We start from the raw sequence: 23,474 nt of genomic DNA, 5'->3' as shown, positions 1-23,474 counted from the left end.
AGTCTACTGCCTCCGTCACCGAATCGTGGATGTGCGATTTCATCCGCCCTGATTCCACTATCCCAGTCAGGACCGGACGATGCTCAGGATCTCGGTATCGGGCTGAGCCGTCTACTGCCTCCGTCACCGAATCGTGGATGTGCGATTTCATCCGCCCTGATTCCACTATCCCAGTCAGGACCGGACGATGCTCAGGATCTCGGTCACGAGTGCGTCTACTTCCTCCGTCGACCGGGCCTCGACATTCAGCCGCAGCAACGGTTCGGTATTCGACGCGCGAAGATTGAACCAGGCGTCGTCGGCGAGCTGGACGGTGACCCCGTCCAACCGGTCCACCGATACGGCCCGATCCCCGAACGCGTCCACGACAGCCATCGTCCGCTCCTTCGCGTCCGCCACTGTCGAGTTGATCTCTCCGGACGCCGCATATGTTTCGTACGACGACATGAGTTGCGAAATCGGCCGGTCCTTCTCACCGAGCGCCGCCAGCACGTGCAGGGCCGCGAGCATGCCGGAATCAGCACCCCAGAAATCGCGGAAGTAGTAGTGCGCGGAATGCTCACCGCCGAATACCGCGCCGGTGGCCGCCATCTCCTGCTTGATGAACGAATGCCCGACCCGGGTGCGCACGGGGGTACCGCCGAGTTCGTGCACGAGTTCGGGCACCGCGTGCGAGGTGATCAGGTTGTGGATGATGACCGCGCCCGGTTCCTTGGCCAGCTCACGCTCGGCGACCAGGGCGGTGATCGCCGAGGGCGAAATCGGATTGCCGTTCTCGTCCACCACGAAGCAACGGTCGGCGTCGCCGTCGAAGGCGAGGCCGATATCGGCGCCGGACTTGCGGACCAGCTCCTGCAGATCGACCAGATTCTTCGGATCGAGCGGATTGGCCTCGTGATTGGGGAACGAGCCGTCCAGCTCGAAGTAGAGCGGCACCAGGGTCAGCGGTGCCACCGTGCCCAGCACCTCGGGCACGGTGTGCCCGCCCATGCCGTTACCCGCGTCCACCGCGATGGTGAGCGGGCGGACTTCGTCGAGATCGACCAGCCCGCGCAGGAACTTCGCGTAATCGGCCAGCAGATCGACTTTCGTGGCGCTGCCCGGCGTTCCGTCGTAGCCGGGTACCCCGTTGATCACCTCGTCCTTGATCGTCGCCAGACCGGTGTCCTGGCCGACTGGAAGCGCCTTCGCACGGCACAGCTTGATGCCGTTGTAGCGGGCCGGATTGTGGCTTGCGGTGAACATCGCGCCGGGACAGTCGAGGTCACCGGAGGCGAAGTAGAGCTGATCGGTCGAGGCGAGCCCGATGTGCACCACGTCGAGGCCTTGGCCGAGTACGCCGTCGGCGAAGGCGGCGGCCAGTTCCGGGGAGGACTCGCGCATATCGTGTCCGATGACCACGCGGGTCGCGCCCTCGGCGCGCATCAACCGCGCGAACGCGGCCCCCACATCCTTGACGAATTCTCCGTCGATCTGTTCACCGACGACCCCGCGAACGTCATAAGCCTTGATCACCGCGTTCACGAATTCGGCAGAGCGGGCCACAGTCATGGTGACCACCCTAGTGGCTCGCGCCGACGCCTCTGACACGGTCCCGTCCCGACCGCTAGCTGGGCGGGTCCGGGAGTACTCGGAGGTGTCCGCGCCGGCCGGTGCGCGTGGCGCGCGGTGCGGGCGGCGCGTAATCGGAGTAGCCACGCTGGTCGTGCTCCGGGGGACGGCGGCGCAGCCCGGCCTCGCGGACCGCTTCGGCCAATGCCGTCAGATCATCGTCATCCGGTGTGCTGGAAGAGAATCCGCCTTCGTGGCGAACCATCTCCCAACCCTTCGGTGCGGTGATGCGGGAAGCATGTGTTTCACACAGGTCCCAGGAATGCGGTTCGGCCACCGTTGCCAGTGGCCCGACCACCGCGGTCGAGTCGGAGTACACGTAGGTGAGCGTCGCAACAGCGGGATTCTTGCAACCTGGTCGGCAGCAACGACGCATGGGGATCACGCCGATGAGAGTAACGCGCTCGACGTTGCGATGTGTTCAGACACGCTAAGGATTCGGCGTTTTCGGGCGAGTTCATCCCCGCTCGGCGGTGTGTTCGTCACGCGCCTTCGGGATCGATGAGGTCCGGATCGACGCCGAGATAGGTGGCGATCTGCTGGACGAGGACCTCGCGCAGTAGATCGACCAGATCGTCGGGATCGCCCGCGCGCAGTTCGAGTGGCTTGCGGAACAACACAACTCGGGCGCGAGTGGCCACCCCGTGCCGGTCCACACCGGCCGGGATGAGTCGCGAGAGCGGCACCGGTCCGTCGGCCACCACCTCGTCCGGCCAGGTGACCGAATCCGGGTGCAGCGGACGGATTTTCGGCACATCGTCGACAGCGATATCGAGCTTGGTGAGTCGATCGTGCCACCGGGTGTCCAAGGGCGCGAAGGCCTCCAGGACCAGCCGGTCGAACTGCTGCCCCCTGGTACGCCAGGCCGGCACCGTCGGTGGGAGCATCGGCCCGCGCACCCCGCGTCCACGACGGATCACCGATCGTGCGGTCGGTGGACGACGATTACGTGAACGGGCCATGACTAAAACTTAGTCAGCCCGCCTCTGCTATGCGCACCCGAGGCGGGCCGACGCGAAGTTCTAGCCGATGCCGCGCTTCAGGCGGCGCCGCTCTCGTTCGGAGAGACCGCCCCAGATGCCGAAGCGTTCATCGTGTGCGAGCGCGTATTCCAGGCACTCGTCGCGTACCTCGCAGCCCATGCAGATCCGTTTGGCCTCACGGGTCGAGCCGCCCTTCTCGGGGAAGAACGCCTCCGGATCGGTCTGTGCGCACAGGGCACGTTCCTGCCACTGCTCCTCGATCGATTCGAACATCTCGTCGAAGCCCGTCACGACCAAGCTGAGCCGGGGTGCTGTCACTCCGTCGGTCATCTCAGGCCCGATCCGGTCCGGTTCGATCCGACCGATCTCTGCGCAGACGCCACGTGCTGCGCCTGCTGTGGAATCGGTTTGCGATACGCCGCCCGGCATGCCCGAAGGGGCCAGCTCATTGGCCATCGCTCCGCCTCCTCACTGTGTGTTAGCGCAGATTGATTCTTTCCGTCGGACCAACACGCACACCGACGGCCGTACCCCGCGACGTTGTCCCGCGGACATCCCCGAGCTTGCCACCTCGATGCGAACACTTGTTCGAAAAGCTGTCCGCGCCTTGAACTCTCGCGCGAACCCGAAATGACATGACTGTGATTAGACACGCCGAACGTGTCGATGGTCAAGCCGCCGTCGCAATTCCGTTACTATCCGCTACCGCTTTCCGTAGCTGATCTTGAACGCGGAATAGCAAATGACCGGCAAATACAGTGCGAACCGCGGCCGCTCCGGCAGCGCATAGGCTGTGTCGATGTGACTCCACAACAAGCGGACACCGCACCCGCAAGTGGGCCCAAGATCGCCGTCCTGGTGGGCGGGGTCGGCGGCGCGCGCTTCCTTCAGGGCGTCCGGGAACTACTGCCGGATGCGGATGTTTCCGCCATCGTCAATGTCGGTGACGACGTCTGGATGCACGGCCTCCGGATCTGCCCTGACCTCGATACCTGCATGTACACCCTCGGTGGCGGCATCGATACCGAACGCGGTTGGGGTCGGGTCGCCGAAACCTGGCACGCCAAGGAAGAGCTGGCCAAATATCATGCCCAACCCGATTGGTTCGGTTTGGGGGATCGCGATATCGCGACGCACTTGGTTCGGACCGAAATGCTGCGTGCCGGGTACCCGCTCTCCGCGGTCACCGAGGCGTTGTGCAACCGGTGGCAGCCGGGCGTAAAACTCATCCCGGCTACCGACGATCGCTGCGAAACGCATGTCGTTGTCAGTGACCCCGACAACCCTGGCGAACGCCGCGCGATCCATTTCCAGGAGTGGTGGGTTCGCTACCGCGCGGACATCGAGACGCACGGATTCGCCACAATTGGGGCCGATGACGCCAAACCGGCGCCAAATGTGACGGAGATCATATCCGAGGCCGACGCGGTGCTATTGGCCCCGTCCAACCCCGTGGTGAGCATCGGCGCCATCCTCGCGGTGCCCGGCATTCGCGGCGAACTGCGCACCACCGAGGCCAAGGTGATCGGCATCTCCGGCGTGATCGACGGAAAACCGCTGCGCGGCATGGCCGATGAATGCCTCTCGGTGATCGGCGTGGAAACCACCGCCGAGGCGATCGGGCGCCACTACGGCGCGCGTTCGGCCACCGGAATCCTGGACGGATGGCTGATCCACAGCACCGACACCGCGGATGTGCCCGGTGTCGAAGTGCGCTGCGTGCCGCTATTGATGACCGATCCGCCGACCACCGCCGAAATGGTGCGGGAGGCGCTCGACCTGGCCGGCGTGAGCGAGCGCAGCGAGCGAACCAAAGACGCAGCGCCGTCAGTCATGGCGGAACCGAGCGTCAGCGAGGTGAAGCCATGACTACGCAAGAGGCATTGACGGAACCGGCCGATCACGCGGCCGGGGAGTTGCGGATCCTGCCGATCACCGGGCTGCCGGAATTCCGGCCCGGCGATGATCTCGCCGAACATATCGCCGCCGCCGCGCCCTGGTTGGTCGACGGCGACATCCTGGTCGTCACGAGCAAGATCGTCGCCAAGGTCGAGGGCCGCATCGTCGAGGCGCCGCTGGATCCGGAGGAGCGCGATACCGCGCGCCGCGCGCTGGTGGAGCAGGAGGCGGTGCGCGTACTCGCGCGCAAGGGTCGCACACTGATCACCGAGAACAAGCTCGGCATCGTGCAGGCCGCCTCCGGGGTGGACGGATCCAATGTCGAGCAGGGTGAGCTCGTGCTGCTGCCATCGGATCCGGATGGGAGTGCGAAGGCGTTGCGCACCGCGCTGTCCGAGCGGCTCGGGGTGGACGTCGCGGTGGTCGTCACCGACACCATGGGCCGGGCCTGGCGCAACGGTCAGACCGATACCGCCATCGGCTCCGCCGGATTGCGGGTGCTGCACGACTATGCGGGCGCGGTCGACGGGCAGGGCAATGAACTGCAAGTCACCCAGGTGGCGGTGGCCGACGAATTGGCCGCCGCCGCAGATCTGGTGAAGGGCAAGCTCGGTGGTGTCCCGGTCGCGGTGGTGCGCGGACTGCCGGTCACCGATGACGGCTCCTGCGCCGCGGATCTGCTGCGCGGCGGCACCGATGACCTGTTCTGGCTCGGCACGGCCGAGGCGATCGAGCAGGGGCGCTCCGAGGCGTTGCTGCTGCGTCGCTCGATCCGTCAATTCGCCGATGCCCCAGTCGATCCCGAACGCATCCGCGCCGCGGTGGCGAAGGCGCTCACCGCGCCCGCGCCGCATCACACCCGTCCGGTGCGCTTCGTCTGGGTCCGCAAGCCCGGTCTGCGCGCGCAACTGCTGGATGCCATGGCCGAGCGGTGGCGGGCCGATCTCACCGCGGATGGTCTCGATCCGGAGCGAGTGGAACGTCGCATCGCCCGTGGCCGCATCCTGCACGACGCACCCGAGGTGATCATCCCGTTCTGCGTGCCCGATGGCGCGCATGACTATCCGGATGAGCGGCGGCGCGGCAACGAACGCACCATGTTCACCGTCGCGGTGGGTGCGGCGGTACAGGGCCTGCTCGTCGCGCTGGCCACCGAGGGCATCGGCAGCTGCTGGATCGGCTCGACCATCTTCGCTCCGGAGACCACTCGCGAGGTTCTCGGCCTTGCCGACGACTGGAACCCCTTGGGCGCCATCGCCATCGGCCACCCTCTCGAAGAACTCACCCCCCGTCCGGTCTTCGGCCCGGGCCCCGGCCTGGTCGAACTGTGAGCGAGCATCAGCGAGTGAACCATGGGCACGGTGCGCCAACGCGCACGACGGAACCGAGCGCCAGCCAGGCGCAGTCGTGAGCGCGAGTTCGCTGCACGCCTCGGCAACGCAGTTACTGGAGACGTGGAAGCCGACGGGGGTCGATGCCTCGCTGCGCGAGGCGATGCTGGCCTTCCTCGGATCCGCACCGCGCGGGTGTCTGCGCGAGCACGCACCCGGTCACATCACGGCCTCTGCCGTCGTCTTCTCGCACGACGAGCGCGAGGTGCTGCTGACGCTGCACCCGCGGGTCGGCCGTTGGATCCAACTGGGCGGGCACTGCGAGGAGGGTGACGAAACGGTGGCCGACGCCGCACTGCGCGAGGCGACCGAGGAGTCCGGCATGACCGGCCTGCGCATGGATGCCGAACTCTATGGCGCGCAAGCTCATCCGATCACCTGCTCGCTCGGCGTCCCGACCCGCCACCTCGACCTGCTGTTCCGCATCGTCGCGCCGCCCGGTGCGGTCCCGATCCGCAGCCATGAGTCGACCGATCTGCGCTGGTGGCCGATCGGGGCACTGCCCGACAACGCCGACGTCCTGCTTCGCTGAATCTCGACAGCTCGATCGCCGCGTCATTCCGCCCTCGACGGGATGACGCGGCGATCGTCGTTTCGGGCGCGCCGCGCTGTCCGATTTGCCGTTTCCGCCAGAGTTTACAAATTCATAAATTTGTCTAGACAGAAGACAAGTTGATCTCTAATGTCCAAGTAAGTGGTACTGCACATCACATGTGATGTGCCGCTTGGATGAGGAGACAACGATGTCCACGGAAACCCATGCGCCTGGCCGCCCGGCCGCAGCGACCGATTGGCGCGACCGCAAGCGATACATGTGGCTGTGGGGGTTGTTCGCGCCGACCGGCCTTTTCACCATCGCCCTTCCGCTGGTCTGGGCATTCAACGAATTCGGCTGGCACAGGCTGGCCCAAGTGCCGTTCTGGCTGGGGCCGGTGCTGGTCTACGTGGTGATCCCGCTGGCCGATATCTTCTTCGGCCCGGACGGTGACAATCCGCCCGACGAGGCGATGGAGTACCTGGAGAACGACAAGTACTACCGCTATCTCACCTACCTGTACCTGCCGTTCCAGTACGCGACGCTGATCTTGGGGTGCTACCTGATCACGGCGGACAACCTGAGCTGGCTCGGCATCGACGGCGGGCTGCACATAGTCGACAAGATCGGCCTGGCCATCACCATCGGCATGATCGGCGGCATCGGCATCAACACCGCGCACGAACTCGGCCACAAGAAGGTCGATCTGGAGCGCTGGCTGTCGCGCATCGCCTTGGCCCAGTCCTGCTACGGCCACTTCTACATCGAGCACAACCGCGGCCATCACGTGCGTGTCGCGACGCCCGAGGATCCCGCGAGTTCCCGTGTCGGCGAATCGTTCTGGGCCTTCTGGCCGCGCACGGTGCGGGGCAGCTTCATCTCCTCGTGGCGGCTGGAGAAGACCCGGCTGGATCGGCTGGGCAAGAAGTCGTGGAGTCTGCGCAACGAGGTGCTCAGTGCCTGGCTGATGTCGGTGGCGTTGTTCGCGGTCCTGCTCGCGGTGTTCGGAATCGGCCTGCTGCCGTATCTGATCCTGCAGGCGGTCGTCGGCTTCAGCCTGCTGGAGGCCGTCAACTATCTCGAACACTACGGTCTGGTCCGCCAGCGCACCGCATCCGGCCGGTACGAGCGGCCCGCCCCCGTGCACAGTTGGAACAGCGACCACATCGTCACCAATATCTTCCTGTACCACCTGCAGCGGCACAGTGATCACCACGCGTACCCGACCCGCCGCTATCAGACGCTGCGCAGTTGGGACGGTGCACCGAATCTGCCGAGCGGCTATGCCAGCATGATCCTGCTCGCCTACTTCCCGCCGCTGTGGCGGCGCGTGATGGACAAGCGGGTGCTCGCGCATTACGGCGGCGATATCACCCGCGCCAATATCCATCCGGCCAAGCGGGACAAGGTGATCGCCCGCTACGGTACGGCCGGGTCCGAGGCGTGATCATGAGCAGATTTCGTTGTCCCGTCTGCGATTACGTCTACGACGAGCTGAAAGGCGCACCGCACGAAGGGTTTCCGGCGGGCACCGCGTGGGAAAAGATACCCGACGACTGGTGCTGTCCGGACTGCGGCGTGCGCGAGAAGATCGACTTCGAACCGATGGGGGTTCCCAAGTGACGGAATACAAACTGTTTCAATGCATCCAGTGCGGCTTCGAATACGACGAGGCCAAGGGCTGGCCGGAGGACGGGATCGAGCCGGGCACCCGTTGGGACGACATTCCGGACGATTGGACCTGCCCGGATTGTGGCGCCGCCAAGGCCGACTTCTACATGGTCGAGATCGAACGGTCGTGAATTTTGACTGCGGTAACCACCCGTGACAACCTCGCGGGTATGCCGCGCAACGGACCCAGAGTTTCCTATCAGGAGGCGGCGCGGGAACTCCTGCGCACCTCCGTCCTGGATTCGATGCGCGAGCTGCTCACCGAGCGGGACTGGTCCAAGATCACCCTCGGTGATGTGGCCACCCGCGCCGGTGTCAGCAGACAGACCCTCTACAACGAATTCGGTTCGCGCGCCGGGCTTGCGCAGTCCTATGCGCTACGCCTGGCCGACGATCTGGTCGATCATGTCGGCTCCGCGATCGACGGCAATATCGGCGACGCGCGCGCCGCATTCGAAGAGGGGCTGCGCGACTTCTTCCAGGCCGCCGCCGCCGACCCGCTGGTCCAGTCGCTGCTCGCCGGTGAGGTGAAGCTGGATCTGTTGCGGCTCATCACCCTTGATGCCGAGCCGTTGCTCGAGCATGCCACCGCTCGGCTGTCCATCGCATTCGAGCACAGCTGGGTGCAGGCGACGGCCGCCGAATCCGACGTGCTGGCACAGGCTCTCGTGCGTATCGCGCTGAGCTACATCCCCACCCCGCCCGCGGCCGGGCGCGATGCGCCCGCCGAATTGAGTGCCGTCTTCAGTCCGTACGTCGAGGCGATTCTCGCCGCGCGCGAACAGCGCTGATCCCACCGCTGGGAAATTGACTGTTTGCGGCGAGTATGCCCTGATCATGGCTACATATGCAGGTGCTTAAAAACCAACCGCCACGCATGTAACGATTGACATCTTTCGACGCCACGCTGCCGTGTAACGGTCGTAAGGTCTGTATGTATTGTCAAGCGTCGGAGTTAGGGTACTTATTTAGCGGGGCAAACGTGCAAACGGTTGGCAAACCGGCGGGGTCGCCCGACCCCAAACGCCATCTGTGGGTCCTCGGCCTGATCGCTCCTGCGATCGCCTTGTTGCCATCGCAGCTGGTCTTGCATACCGGTGCCCCGGTCTTCTGGTGGATCGGGCCGATCATCGTATTGATCGTCATCCCGGTGCTGGACTGGGTCGTCGGTGTGGACGGCAGCAATCCGCGTGACGAGGATTACGAGTTGCTGTCCAACGATCGGTACTACCGGTGGTGCACCTACCTGTTCCTGCCGGTCCAGTTGGCCGGCTTGGTCATCGCCGCCGTCATGTGGTCGGGCGACGAGCTGGCCGTGGTCGACAAGCTCGGGCTGGCAGCGACTCTCGGGTTCGTCAGCGGTATCGGCATCAACGCGGCGCATGAACTCGGCCATCGGGTCGAACATTTGGAGCGCTGGTTGGCCAAGATTTCGCTCGCGCAGTCCGGATACGGACATTTCTTCGTCGAGCACAACCGCGGCCATCACGCGCGGGTGGCGACGCCGGAGGATCCGGCCAGCGCAAGGATGGGCGAATCGCTCTGGGAGTTCTTGCCGCGCAGCATTTCCGGCGGATACCGCTCAGCCATCCGGCTCGAACGCGAGCGCCTTATCCGCAAGGGCAAACGCTGGTTCAGCCTGGACAACCAAGTCCTGCAGGCGTGGGCGATGAGCGTGGTGCTGTTCGGCACGCTGCTGGCGGTCTTCGGCTGGCACGTGCTGCCGTATCTGGCGCTGCAGGCGGTGATCGGCGTCATGCTGCTGGAGACGGTGAACTATATCGAGCACTACGGACTGCTGCGGGCCCGTCGGCCCAACGGCCTTTACCTGCGCTGCTCGCCGCGCGATAGCTGGAACAGCGACCATCTGGTCACCAACATCTTCCTGTTCCATCTGCAGCGGCACAGCGATCACCACGCGAATCCGGGGCGCCGGTACCAGACCCTGCGCAGTTCGATGCAGGCGCCGCAGTTGCCCGCCGGATACCTGTCCATGATCGTGTTCGCGGCCATCCCACCGCTGTGGCGACACATCATGGATCACCGCGTACTGGCCCATTACGGCGGCGACATCACCCTCGCGAATATCCAGCCGCGTAAGCGCCGTCGGATCCTGATGTCCTATGGCGTGACCGCGTAGTCCGGCGGGTGTACTGAGCGGTTAGCCTTGACCCGGTACTGACGAACCAGGAGAGGCTGATAGAGGCAGATGACGACCTCAGAACTTCCCGCACGCACGTCCCTGACCGCCGATGTCCGCAACGGCATCGATTACAAGGTGGCGGACCTGTCGCTGGCCGAATTCGGTCGCAAGGAGATCCGCCTCGCCGAGCACGAGATGCCCGGTCTGATGGCGCTGCGCCGCGAGTACGCGGAGGTGCTGCCGCTGCGGGGTGCGCGCATCTCCGGTTCGCTGCACATGACCATCCAGACCGCCGTGCTGATCGAGACGCTCACCGCGCTGGGCGCCGAGGTCCGCTGGGCCTCCTGCAACATCTTCTCCACCCAGGACCATGCCGCCGCCGCGGTCGTCGTCGGACCGCACGGCACCGTGGAGGAGCCCAAGGGCACCCCGGTCTTCGCCTGGAAGGGCGAAACCCTGGAGGAGTACTGGTGGGCCGCCGAGCAGATGCTGACCTGGCCGGGCGAGCCGGCCAATATGATCCTCGACGACGGCGGTGACGCCACCATGCTCGTGCTGCGCGGTGCGCAGTTCGAGAAGGCGGGCCTGGTGCCGCCGGAGGACGAGGACCACTCGACCGAGTACAAGGTCTTCCTGAACCTGCTGCGCGAGCGCTTCGAAACCGATAAGACCAAGTGGGGCAAGATCGCCGCATCGGTGCAGGGCGTCACCGAGGAGACCACCACCGGCGTGCTGCGGCTCTACCAGTTCGCGGCGGCGGGTGAGTTGGTGTTCCCGGCGATCAACGTCAACGACTCGGTCACCAAGTCCAAGTTCGACAACAAGTACGGCACCCGCCACTCGCTCATCGACGGAATCAACCGGGGCACCGACGTTTTGATCGGTGGCAAGAAGGTGCTGATCTGCGGCTACGGTGACGTCGGCAAGGGCTGCGCGGAATCGCTTGCGGGACAGGGCGCCCGGGTGCAGGTCACCGAGATCGATCCGATCAACGCGCTGCAGGCGCTGATGGACGGCTACGACGTCGTGACCGTCGAGCAGGCGATCGGCCAGGCCGATATCGTCATCACCTCGACCGGCAACAAGGACATCATCACCCTCGACCATATGAAGGCGATGAAGGACCAGGCCATCCTCGGCAATATCGGTCACTTCGACAACGAGATCGATATGGCGGCGCTGGAGCGTTCCGGCGCAACGAAATTGAATATCAAGCCGCAGGTCGACCTGTGGACGTTCAAGGAGTCCGGCAAGTCCATCATCCTGCTGTCCGAGGGCCGGCTGCTGAATCTCGGCAATGCGACCGGACATCCGTCGTTTGTGATGTCGAACAGCTTCTCCAACCAGGTGATCGCGCAGATCGAACTGTGGACCAAGCCGGACGAGTACGACAACGAGGTCTACCGCCTGCCCAAGCATCTGGACGAGAAGGTCGCGCGCATCCACGTCGAGGCGCTCGGCGGCACGCTGACCAAGCTCACCAAGGATCAGGCCGAGTACATCGGCGTTGATGTCGAGGGCCCGTACAAGCCCGAGCACTACCGCTACTGAGCCGCCGCAGATAGCGCCGAAAAGGCCTGTGCCCCGCCGACCGAGCCCGGTCGGCGGGGCGCTGTCGTTCGGTGTCGTCGCCTGGCGGTAGCCTGCTCGCCATGGGCGTGTTGATTGCGGTCGAGGGCCTCGACGGCGCCGGGAAGCGGACGCTGATCGACAGTGTCCTCGCGAACCTGCGCGCGCGGGGCCTGCGCGCGGAAACACTCGCGTTTCCGCGCTATGACCGGTCCATCCACGCGGATCTCGCGGCCGAGGCATTGCGTGGCGCCCATGGCGATCTCGCCGATTCGGTACACGGCATGGCGCTGATGTTCGCACTCGATCGGGCCGCGGCGCGCGATGACCTGTCGAAGCTGTTGGCCGACAACGACATCGTGATCCTGGACCGCTACGTGGCCTCCAACGCCGCGTATTCGGCTGCGCGCCTGCATCAGTCGGCCGATGGCGAAATCGTGCGCTGGGTGGGGGAATTGGAGTTCGGCCGGTTCGAGTTGCCGGTGCCAACGCTGCAGTTGTTGCTGGACGTGCCGACCGAGGTCGCGGCCGAGCGTGCCCGGCTGCGTGGCGAACTCGACGACAGCCGCGCACTCGATGCCTACGAGCGCGACGGCGGACTACAGCGACGCACCGGCGAGGTGTACCGTGAGCTGGCCGAACGGGACTGGTACGGGCCGTGGTCGAGATACCGATCCGATGACGATCCGGCGACGCTGACTACTCGTTTGGTCGAAATTGTTGCTGGATAAGGTTGGATGTGCGGCGGGATTGCACCAGTGTTGGCGTGGCGGCCCGTTCCGAGCGCGAGAGATGACAACATAGTACTTATGAAGCCGAAGATTCTGGTCGTCGACGACGATATGGCACTCGCTGAGATGCTGACGATCGTCTTGCGCGGGGAAGGGTTCGACCCGCATGTGGTCGGCGACGGCACGCAGGCGCTGGCGGCGGTTCGGGAGATTCGTCCCGATCTGGTGCTGCTCGACCTGATGCTGCCGGGCATGAACGGTATCGACGTGTGCCGGGTGCTGCGGGCCGACTCCGGAGTTCCGATCGTGATGCTCACGGCGAAGACCGATACGGTCGACGTCGTGCTCGGTCTGGAGTCCGGTGCCGACGATTACATCGTCAAACCCTTCAAGCCGAAGGAACTCGTCGCCCGCGTGCGTGCGCGCCTTCGGCGCACCGAGGAGGAGCCAGCCGAGCTGCTCTCCATCGCCGATATCGTCATCGATGTGCCCGCGCACAAGGTGACCCGCGGCGGTGCGCAGATCTCGCTGACACCGCTGGAGTTCGATCTGCTCGTCGCGCTGGCCCGCAAACCGCGTCAGGTCTTCACCCGTGAAGTCCTGCTCGAGCAGGTCTGGGGCTACCGGCACGCGGCCGACACCCGCCTGGTGAACGTGCACGTGCAGCGGTTGCGGGCGAAGGTCGAGAAGGATCCCGAGAATCCGGAGATCGTGCTGACCGTCCGCGGGGTGGGTTACAAGGCCGGACCGCCGTGAGCGAGCGAACAAGAGGACACAGCCGAGCACTCGCTCGTGGCGGAGCCGAGCGGCAGCGAGGCGCAGCCATGAGCGAGCGAACCGAAGACACAGCGTTCGCGAGAACGGCGCAGCCGAGCGCCGGCGAGGCGAAGCCGTGATCGGTGGCGACGCGGATCGTTCGACCGCCTCGCCCGGTGTGGTGCAGCGCCTCGAACGGTCCCTCGCGCCGGTGGTCGCCTGGCTCAAGGAAGTCGGCAGCGCACTCGGCCATGTTTGGCGGCGTTCGCTGCAGTTGCGCGTCATCGTGTCCACACTCACCCTGTCGCTGATCGTCATCACGATCCTCGGCGTGGTGCTGACCAGTCAGATCACCGATCGGCTGATCGACGCGAAGATCAACGGCGCGGTCGAGGAGATGGATCGCGCCCGCAATACGGTGGAGAGCCAGCTCGCGGGTGTGCACGATATCGGCACGCAGCAGCAGCGGCTCATCGATGCCCGCAACGCGCTGTCCAACCGCGGCGGGACCGGCCAATCAACCGGTGTCGCAGGCAGTTTCGATTCCGCGCTGAGCATTGTCGGCGGTACCCCGCAGCAGCAGATCTCGACCGGGCCGATCCAGGAGGTGCCCGAGGAACTGCGCCGCTTCGTCGCGCGCAACCAGGTCAGCTACCAGTTCGCCACGGTCGCGGATCCGGACGGCTACCACGGCCGGGCGCTGATCATCGGCAGCCCGAGCGCGGAGATTCCGACGCTGCAGATCTACCTGATCTTCCCGCTGGCCAATGAGGAGCGCAGCCTGTCGCTGATGCGCGGCACCATGTTGATCGGCGCCGTCGTGCTGCTGGTGCTGTTGGCCGCGATCACCGCACTGGTCACCCGGCAGGTGGTGCTGCCGATCCGCTCGGCCGCGCGGATCGCGGGCCGCTTCGCCGACGGCAGGCTCAAGGAACGCATGCTGGTGCGCGGCGAGGACGATATGGCGCGGCTGGCCCAGGCGTTCAACGAGATGGCCGAGAGTCTGTCCAACCAGATCAACGAGTTGGCGGAATTCGGAAATCTGCAGCGTCGCTTCACCTCCGATGTCAGCCACGAGCTGCGCACCCCGCTGACCACCGTCCGCATGGCGGCCGACCTGATCCACGGCAGCAGCGACGATCTCGATCCGGCGCTGGCCCGCAGCTCCGAATTGCTGGTCACCGAACTGGACCGCTTCGAGGGTCTGCTCAACGATCTGCTCGAGATCAGCCGTCACGACGCCGGTGTGGCCGAACTGCAGGTCGAATCGCTCGACGTGCGGATGTGTGCGCGGGCGGCGATCTCGACCGTGCGGCATCTGGCCAAGGAATCCGGTGTCGAGGTGGTCATCGATATGCCGGAGGAGCCGCTGGTCGCCGAGGTCGATCCGCGACGGGTGGAGCGGGTGCTGCGCAATCTGCTGGCCAATGCGATCGACCACAGCGAGGGCAAGCCGGTGCTGATTCGGATGCGCGGCGATCTGGAGGCCAATGCGGTCGCGGTGATCGTGCGCGATCAGGGCGTCGGCCTGCGGCCCGGTGAGGAGAAGTTGGTCTTCAACCGGTTCTGGCGTTCGGACCCGTCCCGGATGCGGCGTTCCGGCGGCACCGGACTCGGTCTGTCGATCAGCGTCGAGGACGCCAATCTGCACGAGGGCAAGCTCGAGGCGTGGGGCGAGATCGGTATCGGCGCGAGCTTCCGGCTCACCCTGCCGCTGGTGCGTGGCAAGAAGATGGGAGCGAGCCCGCTACCGCTGGAACCGGTGCTGCGCAAGGCATTGTCCGCGCCGCGGGTCGATCCGGAACCGGTCGAGGATCCGGCCGCCGACGAGTCGGAAGCCGAAGCCACGGTTACCGAGTTGCCGGTGATCCGCGTCGAGACCAACGGTGGCGAAGCGCTGCCGAGTGGAACTGCCGCGGAAGCGACGGACACCGATGCAGCGGACGACTCGAACGGTGTCGGGTCGACCGGACTCACCAACGGCACAGGACCGGAGGACGAGCAAACCGAATCCACCGAACCGAAGCAGACCGGGCACAGCGTGCCAGGTGACGGCGGGGACGTACAGTCATGAGGATGCGTAGCTGGTATCCGAGGCGCACCTCGCTCCGGCTGTCCGCGCTGGGTGCGGCGGCCGTAGCTGCGCTGTTGGTACTCACCGGATGCGCGAGCCTGCCGGAATCCTCCGCACCGCAGGCACTCGGCACCATCAATCGCCAGCCCACCTCCGACGGTCCGCCGCCGCCCATCGGCGGTCGCGATCCGGACCTGTTGCTCCGCGATTTCCTGCAGGCCACCGCGGATCCGGCCAACCGGCACCTGGCCGCACGGCAGTACATGACACCGTCGGCATCGGCGCAGTGGGACGACACGGCGGGCACGCTGATCGTGGACAGGGCCGATACCCTGCGCGAATCGCGCTCGGGTGATAAGGCGACCTATGTGATCCGGGCGCACAAGGTCGGCGAACTGGCCGCCGACGGCGCCTATCGGGCCATCGATGCGCCCTTGGAAAACAAGATCGAAATGACCAAGGTCGACGGCGAATGGCGCATCGATGAGCTGCCCGACGGCGTGGTGATGGAGCAGACCGCCTTCGCCAAGTCCTACCGCCGCTACGTGCTGTACTTCATCGACCCGACCGGCACCACCGCCGTCCCTGATCTGCGCTGGATCTCAGTGGCCAAGAACCAGCTGGCCCAGCGCCTGCTCAGCCTGCTGGCCGAGGGCACCCAGCCTGCGCTCACCTCGGTCGTGCGCAATCAACTCGCACCCCCGGTGACCCTGCGCGGCCCGATCACCAGGCCGAACAACGACGACAACGACGTCGGTGTCGGGCTCGGCGGCGTGCGGATCGATTTCGCCGGTGCGTCCGGGCTGTCCCCGCGCGATAAAGAACTCCTCGCCGGACAGGTGGTGCTCACGCTTGCGGGTGCGGAAATCCTCGGACCGTACATGCTGCTCGCCGACGGCAAACCATTCGACGATCGCTTCGCCGCGAACGGCTGGTCGGTCGCCGATGTCGAACAGCTGAGCCCAGCTGTCTACGCGCGCAACCAGATCGGGTTGCACGCACTGCGCAACGGCTCGCTGGTGCAGGTCACCGACGGCGGGATGATCACACCGCCCGGCTACTTCGGTACGGTGAACAATCTGCAGTCGGTCGCACTCTCCCCGGATGGCCAGTTGGTTGCCGCCGTCGCCGATGCCGGACGTCCGCCGCCGGAGCCGCCGCGCACGCTGATGGTCGGCAGCTACGGCGGCAACGCCTTTCCGGTCGCCGAGGGCTCCACCATCAGCCGACCGTCCTGGAATGCCGACGGCACCGCCGCCTGGGCCGTGATCGATGGCGAACGGGTCATCCGCGCCGTCAACGATCGCGCCACTGGAAACGTCTCGGTACAGGATGTGGACATCTCGGCCCTGATGGCCTCGGCACAGGGATCGGCGCTGCGGCTGCCGATCACGGAGTTGCGGGTATCGCGCTCGGGTGTGCGCGCGGCGCTCATCGCCGACGGCAAGGTCTATCTCGCTGTGGTCGAACGACGCCCGGACGGCAAATACGCGCTCACCTCGCCCGTGCCGCTCGCGCTCTCACTCAGCACCCGCGCGGTTTCGTTGAGCTGGCTCACCGCGGACACCATCGTCATTGCCAGGGAGGGCAATGTCGATCCGCTCTCGACCGTCTCCATCGACGGATCCCAGTTCGCTCCGCAGACCAGCCAGAATCTGACCGCGCCGGTCCGGGTGGTCAGTGCCTCGCCGGAGACCGAGTACGTCGGCGACTCGCGTGCGGTGCTCCAACTGCAGTACAGCGAGCAGACCTCCGATCGGTTCTGGCGCGAGGTCCCCGGCCTCAACGGCGACAACTCGGTCCCGGTGCTACCCGGCTGATCGTCGGCACCGAAACGAATACTGCGACACCGATATTCGCGAATCTGTCGGTGGGTGGGCGCAGACTCGGGCGATGCGAACCCTGTTGGATCTGATCCTGGCGACGGCCTGTGCCGGATGCGGTGTGGCGGGTGTGGGCTGGTGTGCGGACTGTGCGGCCACCCTGGCTGAGCCGCCGATGCGGGTGTGGCCACGCGCCGATCCGGGTGTGCCGTGCTGGGCTCTCGCCTCGTACGCGGGTCCGGCGCGGCGGGCGGTGCTCGCGGCGAAGGAGCACGGGCGTCGCGATCTGGCCGAGCCGGTGGGGCTGGCACTTGCCGATGGTCTGGCGCGGCTGCGCGATGACCGGCGGCCACTGGTATTGATCCCGGCGCCGAGTCGGCGAGTGGCCGCGCGCCGCCGCGGCGGAGATCCGGTAGTGCGCACGACACGGGCGGCGGCGCGGTGGCTACCGGATAGCCGGGTGATACCGATGTTGCGGGTGTGGTGGGGTGTGCGCGATTCGGTGGGCTTGACAGTCGGTGAGCGGCAACACAATCTGCGCGGTCGGATCATGGCCCGGCGAGGTACCGGAGCCGGGTCGGAGATCGCGGCGGATGCCGAGGTCGTACTGGTCGACGATGTGCTCACGACCGGCGCTACTGCCCGCGAATCAGTGCGGGCGCTCGAGCGGATCGGGGTGCCGGTACGTGCGGTGCTGGTGACGTGTTCGGCTTGACTCCGGGAAATTTGCGTGAACAGTGGCGGACCGCCCGTTGACGTACTAGCGTCGCGATCACACACCCGAACCGGGAGTTTGGAGGTGGCGCCTCGGACATCATGTGCCGAGAGATTGTCAATCGGCACGGCTCATCCCGCCGCACGCACGTTGGTCTGTGCGGCCATATCCGGGAGGTACGCGTGACGACTTCTTCACGACCTTCAGTGAAAGACGCCCTCGCTGTGAAAGAAACACAGGCCTCGGTGCTCGATGACAGCACCCTGGATGCGACAGAGCAATCCACAGCGGACCGACCTCGCGCGCCGCGCGGCGATGTCGTGGTGAAGGGCCGCAATGTGGAGGTTCCCGACCATTTCCGAATTTACGTCGCGGAGAAACTCTCCCGTGTCGAACGCTTCGATCCGTCGATATTCATCTTCGATGTGGAGTTGTTCCACGAACGCAATCGTCGTCAGCGTAAGGCCTGCCAGCGCGTCGAGATCACCGCGCGCGGCAAGGGCCCGGTCGTCCGGGCGGAGGCATGCGCGGACAGCTTCTACGCTGCCCTCGAATCGGTGACCGCAAAGCTGGAGAGTCGACTGCGTCGAACCAAGGATCGCCGCCGCGTCCACTACGGGGACAAGACCCCGGTCTCGGTGGCCGAGGCGACCGCCGATCTGATCGATGACTCACTGTTCGCCCAGGCGGAGGGTGCCACCGCACACGAGCATCCCGAGGGCGAACGTAGCCGGCACGAAACGGAATCCCCGGATTACGCGGCCGGTCCCGGCCATATTGTCCGAACCAAGGTCCATTCCGGGACCCCGATGTCGGTCGACGACGCCCTCTACCAGATGGAGCTCGTCGGGCACGACTTCTTCCTCTTCCAGGACAAAGAGACCGACCGACCGTCTGTCGTCTATCGTCGCCACGCATTCGACTACGGCCTGATCCGGCTCGCGTAGTACAGCGCTGACCCTCGTTCTCCGGGTATTCAGCGCATGAGCTGAATACCCGGAGAATTTGTGTATCTGCCGTCAGTGCCTGCGTTCGCGGAAAAAGGTTCTGTGCAGCACTGAATCTCGGCGCTGCGGGCGCATGGCCTGCAACATGACCAGGTCGGCGAAGGTTTCGGCATCGCGTTCGCGGGCGGATGCGTAATCGCTGCGCCCGAGCACGTAGGCGATGGACTCCGGGGAAATCGAGGGCAGTAGGTCCGCGAGGGCCGACATCGGTTGTGGCGCGGGGGTTTCGGCCCCCGATTCCGGTCCGTGGCCGAGCAGCATATGACCCAGTTCGTGGACGATGATGTGCTCGGCATGCCATTCGGTGGTGTCGGCGCCGTAGACGATGATGTCGTTGTCGCGCTTGGCAATCCACAGACCGCTGCCGGTGCCGCAGCCGGTGCCCGCGAGCAATGCGGTGTCGACCGGGTGCAGGGTGATGGTGCGACCGCGGTGGTCGGCGACGGCATCGAGATATGCGGTCATATTCCACGGGGACGGTATCGGTACGTCCCGGGATACTTCCCGGAACCGGTTCTCCATACCCGGCATTCGTCGGTAATCTCCTACAGCGCTGCGGTCCCGCCCATGCAACCGACGATGCTACCGACTGTTCGGAAACTGCCCGGTCTACGGTCGCTCGGCCGGTTGATCCGCGCGGTGGATGAGCGCGGTCAGCGTGGTGAGATCGACATCGGATCCGCGCAGCGCGATGCTGGCGACATTGGCATCGCGCATGGTGGCGAGCAATTCGAGTTCCCGATCGATCGCGGCGGCCGCCGCGCCCGCGGTGGTCAGATAGTCGGCGCTCACGCCGAAGCACTGTGCGATGGCGCTGAGCAGTTCGGATCCGACCGGCGCCGAGTCGAATTCGCCGCGCCGCAACCGGTCGAGCTGATCCTCGCGGATGGTGCGGCCCAATTGCGCACCAACCTGTTCGGCCACCGCGGCCGTCGTGCGCTCTGGCTCCGACCGCGGGTGCACGGTCGCGAATAGTCGATTCAACTTGTGGCTCAGTGTCAGTGGCGCTCGGCTCGTCGCATCGTCGATCATCTGTACTGCCCTCTACTGCTTGCCGTTTCGAATAGATGCCGCACCGGGATTGGCCGCCAGCCAACGTGCGCGGAAGCGGCCCTCGGTGCCGGCGTCCACATCCTCCGCGCGTCCGGCCAGCCAGCGGCGATAGCGGCGTTCCTCCAGGTCGGCGGGGTCGCTGGACTCGGCGGGCACGTCGAGCAGATGTGAGAACGCCATTGCGACCAACGGATGCAGCGTTTTTCCCGGTCCGCCGTTGCGTTCCAGCATTGCGGTGGCATAGCGCGCGGAGAGCCGGGAGACCACCCCGTTGAGATCCGAAATGGCCGCCACCACATGGGGTTCGGTGGTCCGGCCGCGCTCGACCGCATCGTTGAGCCGACCGGCGGCGGCGAGCAGTCCGGTCAGGTCGGAGAGTTCGAATCGGATCGAGTCGGGTCCGGAGACGATCGACTCGTCGGTACTGCGGGTGTGCGTCGCGACCTCGTGCGTGGTCGGATCGCCGCCCGCATAGGTGCGCGCCGCGCTGCCGGGCAGCCAGCGCAGCGGCGCGTCGAGTTTGTTCAGCGTGTGCGTGCTGATGGTCGCATCGCCGTCTTCGATCTTGCGGATCGTCGGCGCCGAGGGCCCTCCCAGATCGCCGATCTGCATCTGGGTGAGGCCGAGTTCGTCGCGGCGTTCCTTGATGATTCGGCCGAAGCGCTTATATCGCGACAGCTCCGAAGGGCTTTGCATAGTGAGCCTCATGCTAGAGGTTCTTTGGTAGAGATGACAACTTCATGGAAAAGGTTTGAAAAACTAATAGAAAGATTGCTACTGTTTCCTCGCGCCAAGTGGTGTCGACGTCGACCTTGCGGGTTCCGGGACGAGCAGGGGCGTTCGCCGGGACAGGGCGCCGCTCATCCGCCTCCCCGGGCTTTTTGCCGGCGCGGGGTGCCCCGACAGTTTCGTCGCGGGCCGGCGGTTGAGTGCCGGGTCCGCTTTCGGGCGTGCCCGAGGAGTTACCCATGTGCTTGCGAAATCGGGCGCAGCGGGACGGTGGAGAATGCCCGGCTCAGCGGCGATGGAGGGGATCGCTGAGCCGGGCGCTCGCGGGTGCTGTCAGTGGATCCATAGGCGACAATTGATTTCGTGAGTAAATGGGTAACTCGCCGGGTACGTCCAGAACCCGGCTAGGCATCCAACGCAGGACCTGAACGCTGATGTCGCGGCTCACGACTTGTATGGCCTGAATATTCGGAGAGGCGGATGAGCATCCCATGGCTACCAGTGCTGCTCGCCGTGCTGTCATCGTTTCGGGTGCGCGCACGCCGTTCGTCAAGGCGTTCGGTGATTACACGCGGATGGATTCGATCGCGCTGGCCGATGCCGCGGTGCGTGGGCTGTTGGAGCGGACCGGCCTGCCCGGCGCCCAGGTGCAGGCGATCGTGTGGGGCGGAGTGATTCTGCCGAGTGTCGCACCGAATATCGCGCGGGAGATCGCACTGGATCTCGGTCTCGACCCCGGGTGCGAGGGGTACACGGTGACGCGGGCGTGCGCCTCCGGACTCCAGGCGATCACCTCGGCGGCGGCGGCCATCGAGCGCGGCGAATACGACATCATGATCGCCGGCGGCAGCGATTCGACCAGTAATGCCGAGGTGAAGTTGCCGCAGAAGCTGGTGCACGCCGGTGCGCCGCTCGCACTTGGCAAGCCGAAGCCGAAGGACTATCTGGCGGCGGCGCGTCAGCTCGCGCCCTTCACCGATCTGCTGCCGAGCCGACCGAAGATCGCCGAACGCACCACCGGTGAGGTGATGGGGGAGTCGGCCGAGAAGATGGCCCGCATCCACGGGATCAGCCGCGCGGATCAGGACGAATTCGCCGCGCGCTCACACCACCGGGCCGCCGCGGCCATCGATTCGGGCCGCTTCGACGACGAGGTGCTGCGGGTGCGTACCCCCGAAGGCGCGGATGTCACGCGCGACGGACTGGTGCGCGCGAATACCAGTGCCGAGAAGTTGGCGAAGCTGAAGCCGGTCTTCGCCCCCGACGGCAGCGTGACAGCGGGCAATGCCAGCCCACTCACCGACGGCGCGTCCGCCGTACTGCTGATGAGTGAGGAGCGGGCGCATGCCCTCGGCTACCGTCCGCTGGCCGCCTTCCGCTCCTGGAGCTACGTCAGCGTCGACCCGGCCGATCAGGTGCTGATCGGGCCGGCCATCTCCATGCCGCGCGCCCTCGACAAGGCCGGAATGTCGCTCGGCGATATCGATTTCGTCGATATCCACGAGGCATTCGCGGCCCAGACGCTGTCCGTGCTCGCCGCACTGAACAGCGACGAGTGGGCCAAGACCCGCCTCGATCGCGACACCGCGGTCGGCGAGATCGATATCGACAAGCTCAACGTGCACGGCGGTTCGGTGTCGCTCGGACATCCGTTCGGCGCGACCGGCGCACGCATGGTCACCACCATGGCCAACGAGTTGGCCCGCTCCGGAAAGAACTCCGCCCTGCTCGGCATCTGCGCGGCGGGTGGCATCGGCGCGTCGGCCGTGCTGGAAAGCGTCTGATTGCCGCCTCTACCCCTGTGCCGCCGGATTCGACCATCGGGGCGAGGGGTGGGTTTCGCTAAGCGTGGCTTACCTCCCACACTTGGGTACGCAGGCCCGCAGTTCCCAGCGCAGTCGACCGGCTGTGGTTGCGTTCTCGAGAGTTCGCCGAGCGTAGTCAAATGGTGGTTGGTGGTGGGGTTTTGAGCCGCCATTTGACTACCCTGGATGAGTCCGAAGAGCCATTTGACTGCGCTCGATCAGCTCAGGCGCGGAAGGTTTCCTGGTGGACGGCTTCGGTGAGGGGGCGGCCGGTGCGCCAGCCGAAGCGCTCGAGGTCGGGGACGCGTTGGAATTCGTCTACCGGGCCGACGCACAGCCAGGCGACGGGGCGAATGCCGTCGGGTAGGCCGACCAGGTCTGTGAGGAATTCGGCGTCGTAGAACGAGACCCAGCCGACGCCGATCTGCTCGGCGGTGGCGGCCAGCCAGAGGTTCTGGATGGCTAGGACCGTCGAGTAGATGCCGGTTTCGGGGACGGTGGCGCGGCCGAGGACCTGGGGGCCGCCGCGGTCGTGGTCGTAGGTGACCACGATGCCGGTGCCGCTCTCGGTGATGCCCTCGATTTTGATCGGGTCGAAGGTCGCCGCCCGATCCGGCGGCAGTGCGTCGCGGAATTCGATCCGCTTCTGTGCGACGTGGTCGGCGAACTTCCGCAGCGTCGCGTGCTCGCGCACCACGACGAAGTCCCACGGCTGCGAGTTGCCGACACTGGGCGCGCGATGTGCGGCATCGAGTATCCGCCACAGCGTCGCATCGTCGACGAGGTCACCGGTGAACTCGGCCCGTACATCCCGCCGCATCCGGATCGCCTCGTAAACGCTCAGATCTTCAGCACACACACCCTCAGTCAACCAGCCGCAAACGGGGCTCCCGCCGAGACCTAGGCGGATACCACGAGCCCGCCGCGCCCGGAATGGCCGGCCCATCGAAAGGCGAAGGCGCCCACGGACTTCCGTGGG

At 65.8% G+C, this 23,474-nt stretch carries 24 protein-coding genes; 16 read left to right on the top strand and 8 right to left on the bottom strand.

Annotated elements, in window-relative coordinates; translation table 11 throughout:
- Positions 1-174: 174 nt before the first annotated feature.
- The 4 genes from ACZ60G_RS00970 to ACZ60G_RS00955 form a co-directional block, all read right to left on the bottom strand.
- Positions 175-1,545, bottom strand: coding sequence for a phosphomannomutase/phosphoglucomutase (locus tag ACZ60G_RS00970; protein ID WP_465806728.1), 1,371 nt, complete (start codon positions 1,543-1,545; stop codon positions 175-177).
- Positions 1,546-1,606: 61 nt separating this feature from the next.
- A complete protein-coding gene (locus ACZ60G_RS00965) occupies positions 1,607-1,987 on the bottom strand; it encodes a DUF3499 domain-containing protein (protein ID WP_083898166.1) in 381 nt (126 codons plus the stop codon).
- A gap of 106 nt (positions 1,988-2,093) precedes the next feature.
- Positions 2,094-2,573: a metallopeptidase family protein gene (locus ACZ60G_RS00960; protein ID WP_330249994.1), complete on the bottom strand. Its 480-nt coding sequence runs from the start codon at positions 2,571-2,573 to the stop codon at positions 2,094-2,096.
- A 60-nt stretch (positions 2,574-2,633) separates the two neighbouring features.
- Positions 2,634-2,867, bottom strand: a complete 234-nt coding sequence (locus tag ACZ60G_RS00955; RefSeq protein ID WP_029901515.1) for a WhiB family transcriptional regulator — start codon at positions 2,865-2,867, stop codon at positions 2,634-2,636.
- 528 nt (positions 2,868-3,395) lie between these two features.
- Here ACZ60G_RS00955 and cofD point away from each other — a divergent pair.
- The 15 genes from cofD (at position 3,396) to hpf (ending at position 18,848) form a co-directional block, all read left to right on the top strand.
- Positions 3,396-4,463, top strand: a complete 1,068-nt coding sequence (gene cofD / locus ACZ60G_RS00950) for a 2-phospho-L-lactate transferase (RefSeq protein ID WP_465806112.1) — start codon at positions 3,396-3,398, stop codon at positions 4,461-4,463.
- On the top strand, positions 4,460-5,824 hold the full coding sequence (locus tag ACZ60G_RS00945; RefSeq protein WP_465806110.1) for a coenzyme F420-0:L-glutamate ligase: 1,365 nt from the start codon (positions 4,460-4,462) through the stop codon (positions 5,822-5,824). The genes cofD and ACZ60G_RS00945 overlap by 4 nt, the downstream gene beginning before the upstream one ends.
- Before the next feature lie 76 nt (positions 5,825-5,900).
- Positions 5,901-6,416 (top strand): NUDIX hydrolase, encoded by a 516-nt coding sequence (locus ACZ60G_RS00940; RefSeq protein ID WP_465806108.1) that lies wholly within the window; start codon positions 5,901-5,903, stop codon positions 6,414-6,416.
- Between the two features lie 211 nt (positions 6,417-6,627).
- A complete protein-coding gene (locus ACZ60G_RS00935) occupies positions 6,628-7,866 on the top strand; it encodes an alkane 1-monooxygenase (protein ID WP_465806106.1) in 1,239 nt (412 codons plus the stop codon).
- Between the two features lie 2 nt (positions 7,867-7,868).
- Positions 7,869-8,042 carry a rubredoxin gene (locus ACZ60G_RS00930; RefSeq protein WP_040694908.1) on the top strand — a complete coding sequence of 58 codons (174 nt, stop codon included), beginning with the start codon at positions 7,869-7,871 and terminating at the stop codon, positions 8,040-8,042.
- Positions 8,039-8,221, top strand: coding sequence for a rubredoxin (locus ACZ60G_RS00925; RefSeq protein ID WP_063047281.1), 183 nt, complete (start codon positions 8,039-8,041; stop codon positions 8,219-8,221). Before ACZ60G_RS00930 ends, ACZ60G_RS00925 begins: the two co-directional genes overlap by 4 nt.
- Before the next feature lie 39 nt (positions 8,222-8,260).
- Positions 8,261-8,881 carry a TetR/AcrR family transcriptional regulator gene (locus ACZ60G_RS00920; protein WP_465806725.1) on the top strand — a complete coding sequence of 207 codons (621 nt, stop codon included), beginning with the start codon at positions 8,261-8,263 and terminating at the stop codon, positions 8,879-8,881.
- A 143-nt stretch (positions 8,882-9,024) separates the two neighbouring features.
- Entirely contained in the window at positions 9,025-10,230 is a 1,206-nt protein-coding gene (locus tag ACZ60G_RS00915; RefSeq protein WP_465806723.1) for an alkane 1-monooxygenase, read from the top strand.
- Between the two features lie 69 nt (positions 10,231-10,299).
- A complete protein-coding gene (ahcY, locus tag ACZ60G_RS00910) occupies positions 10,300-11,784 on the top strand; it encodes an adenosylhomocysteinase (RefSeq protein WP_465806104.1) in 1,485 nt (494 codons plus the stop codon).
- 101 nt (positions 11,785-11,885) lie between these two features.
- Positions 11,886-12,533, top strand: a complete 648-nt coding sequence (locus ACZ60G_RS00905; protein ID WP_465806102.1) for a dTMP kinase — start codon at positions 11,886-11,888, stop codon at positions 12,531-12,533.
- Positions 12,534-12,611: 78 nt separating this feature from the next.
- Positions 12,612-13,289, top strand: coding sequence for an MtrAB system response regulator MtrA (mtrA, locus tag ACZ60G_RS00900; RefSeq protein WP_062984230.1), 678 nt, complete (start codon positions 12,612-12,614; stop codon positions 13,287-13,289).
- 136 nt (positions 13,290-13,425) lie between these two features.
- The gene (gene mtrB / locus ACZ60G_RS00895) at positions 13,426-15,363 is read left to right on the top strand and encodes an MtrAB system histidine kinase MtrB (RefSeq protein WP_465806101.1); all 1,938 of its coding nucleotides are present in this window, start codon (positions 13,426-13,428) and stop codon (positions 15,361-15,363) included.
- Positions 15,364-15,365: 2 nt separating this feature from the next.
- The gene (lpqB, locus tag ACZ60G_RS00890; protein ID WP_465806100.1) at positions 15,366-17,183 is read left to right on the top strand and encodes an MtrAB system accessory lipoprotein LpqB; all 1,818 of its coding nucleotides are present in this window, start codon (positions 15,366-15,368) and stop codon (positions 17,181-17,183) included.
- Positions 17,184-17,256: 73 nt separating this feature from the next.
- Entirely contained in the window at positions 17,257-17,901 is a 645-nt protein-coding gene (locus tag ACZ60G_RS00885) for a ComF family protein (protein WP_465806099.1), read from the top strand.
- Between the two features lie 245 nt (positions 17,902-18,146).
- Positions 18,147-18,848 carry a ribosome hibernation-promoting factor, HPF/YfiA family gene (gene hpf, locus ACZ60G_RS00880; RefSeq protein ID WP_465806721.1) on the top strand — a complete coding sequence of 234 codons (702 nt, stop codon included), beginning with the start codon at positions 18,147-18,149 and terminating at the stop codon, positions 18,846-18,848.
- Positions 18,849-18,920: 72 nt separating this feature from the next.
- Here the strand turns inward: hpf and ACZ60G_RS00875 are convergent, their stop codons facing one another.
- The 3 genes from ACZ60G_RS00875 to ACZ60G_RS00865 form a co-directional block, all read right to left on the bottom strand.
- The gene (locus ACZ60G_RS00875) at positions 18,921-19,373 is read right to left on the bottom strand and encodes a hypothetical protein (protein ID WP_465806097.1); all 453 of its coding nucleotides are present in this window, start codon (positions 19,371-19,373) and stop codon (positions 18,921-18,923) included.
- 144 nt (positions 19,374-19,517) lie between these two features.
- A complete protein-coding gene (locus tag ACZ60G_RS00870; RefSeq protein WP_465806095.1) occupies positions 19,518-19,832 on the bottom strand; it encodes a hypothetical protein in 315 nt (104 codons plus the stop codon).
- A 120-nt stretch (positions 19,833-19,952) separates the two neighbouring features.
- Positions 19,953-20,657 carry a helix-turn-helix domain-containing protein gene (locus ACZ60G_RS00865; RefSeq protein WP_465806094.1) on the bottom strand — a complete coding sequence of 235 codons (705 nt, stop codon included), beginning with the start codon at positions 20,655-20,657 and terminating at the stop codon, positions 19,953-19,955.
- Positions 20,658-21,181: 524 nt separating this feature from the next.
- Here ACZ60G_RS00865 and ACZ60G_RS00860 point away from each other — a divergent pair.
- A complete protein-coding gene (locus tag ACZ60G_RS00860) occupies positions 21,182-22,474 on the top strand; it encodes an acetyl-CoA C-acyltransferase (RefSeq protein ID WP_465806092.1) in 1,293 nt (430 codons plus the stop codon).
- A 244-nt stretch (positions 22,475-22,718) separates the two neighbouring features.
- Here ACZ60G_RS00860 and bluB read toward each other — a convergent pair whose 3' ends face one another.
- Positions 22,719-23,354: a 5,6-dimethylbenzimidazole synthase gene (bluB, locus tag ACZ60G_RS00855; protein ID WP_465806090.1), complete on the bottom strand. Its 636-nt coding sequence runs from the start codon at positions 23,352-23,354 to the stop codon at positions 22,719-22,721.
- Positions 23,355-23,474 lie beyond the last annotated feature (120 nt).

This window comes from Nocardia sp. NPDC102475 (genome assembly GCF_055584605.1).
The sequence above is the reverse complement of the archived record's forward strand: the minus strand, read 5'-3'. Positions and strand labels throughout refer to the sequence as shown.

What these genes read in the sequence shown, in the direction of transcription:
- ACZ60G_RS00920 (WP_465806725.1), top strand. Translation starts at nt 8,261, where the DNA reads ATGCCGCGCAACGGACCCAGAGTTTCCTATCAGGAGGCGGCGCGGGAA.
- ACZ60G_RS00930 (WP_040694908.1), top strand. Translation starts at nt 7,869, where the DNA reads ATGAGCAGATTTCGTTGTCCCGTCTGCGATTACGTCTACGACGAGCTG.
- ACZ60G_RS00885 (WP_465806099.1), top strand. Translation starts at nt 17,257, where the DNA reads ATGCGAACCCTGTTGGATCTGATCCTGGCGACGGCCTGTGCCGGATGC.
- ACZ60G_RS00915 (WP_465806723.1), top strand. Translation starts at nt 9,025, where the DNA reads ATGTATTGTCAAGCGTCGGAGTTAGGGTACTTATTTAGCGGGGCAAAC.
- mtrA (WP_062984230.1), top strand. Translation starts at nt 12,612, where the DNA reads ATGAAGCCGAAGATTCTGGTCGTCGACGACGATATGGCACTCGCTGAG.
- ahcY (WP_465806104.1), top strand. Translation starts at nt 10,300, where the DNA reads ATGACGACCTCAGAACTTCCCGCACGCACGTCCCTGACCGCCGATGTC.
- ACZ60G_RS00860 (WP_465806092.1), top strand. Translation starts at nt 21,182, where the DNA reads ATGGCTACCAGTGCTGCTCGCCGTGCTGTCATCGTTTCGGGTGCGCGC.
- ACZ60G_RS00965 (WP_083898166.1), bottom strand. Translation starts at nt 1,987, where the DNA reads ATGCGTCGTTGCTGCCGACCAGGTTGCAAGAATCCCGCTGTTGCGACG.
- ACZ60G_RS00945 (WP_465806110.1), top strand. Translation starts at nt 4,460, where the DNA reads ATGACTACGCAAGAGGCATTGACGGAACCGGCCGATCACGCGGCCGGG.
- ACZ60G_RS00955 (WP_029901515.1), bottom strand. Translation starts at nt 2,867, where the DNA reads ATGTTCGAATCGATCGAGGAGCAGTGGCAGGAACGTGCCCTGTGCGCA.
- ACZ60G_RS00905 (WP_465806102.1), top strand. Translation starts at nt 11,886, where the DNA reads ATGGGCGTGTTGATTGCGGTCGAGGGCCTCGACGGCGCCGGGAAGCGG.
- lpqB (WP_465806100.1), top strand. Translation starts at nt 15,366, where the DNA reads ATGCGTAGCTGGTATCCGAGGCGCACCTCGCTCCGGCTGTCCGCGCTG.
- ACZ60G_RS00865 (WP_465806094.1), bottom strand. Translation starts at nt 20,657, where the DNA reads ATGCAAAGCCCTTCGGAGCTGTCGCGATATAAGCGCTTCGGCCGAATC.
- ACZ60G_RS00935 (WP_465806106.1), top strand. Translation starts at nt 6,628, where the DNA reads ATGTCCACGGAAACCCATGCGCCTGGCCGCCCGGCCGCAGCGACCGAT.
- ACZ60G_RS00875 (WP_465806097.1), bottom strand. Translation starts at nt 19,373, where the DNA reads ATGACCGCATATCTCGATGCCGTCGCCGACCACCGCGGTCGCACCATC.
- ACZ60G_RS00960 (WP_330249994.1), bottom strand. Translation starts at nt 2,573, where the DNA reads ATGGCCCGTTCACGTAATCGTCGTCCACCGACCGCACGATCGGTGATC.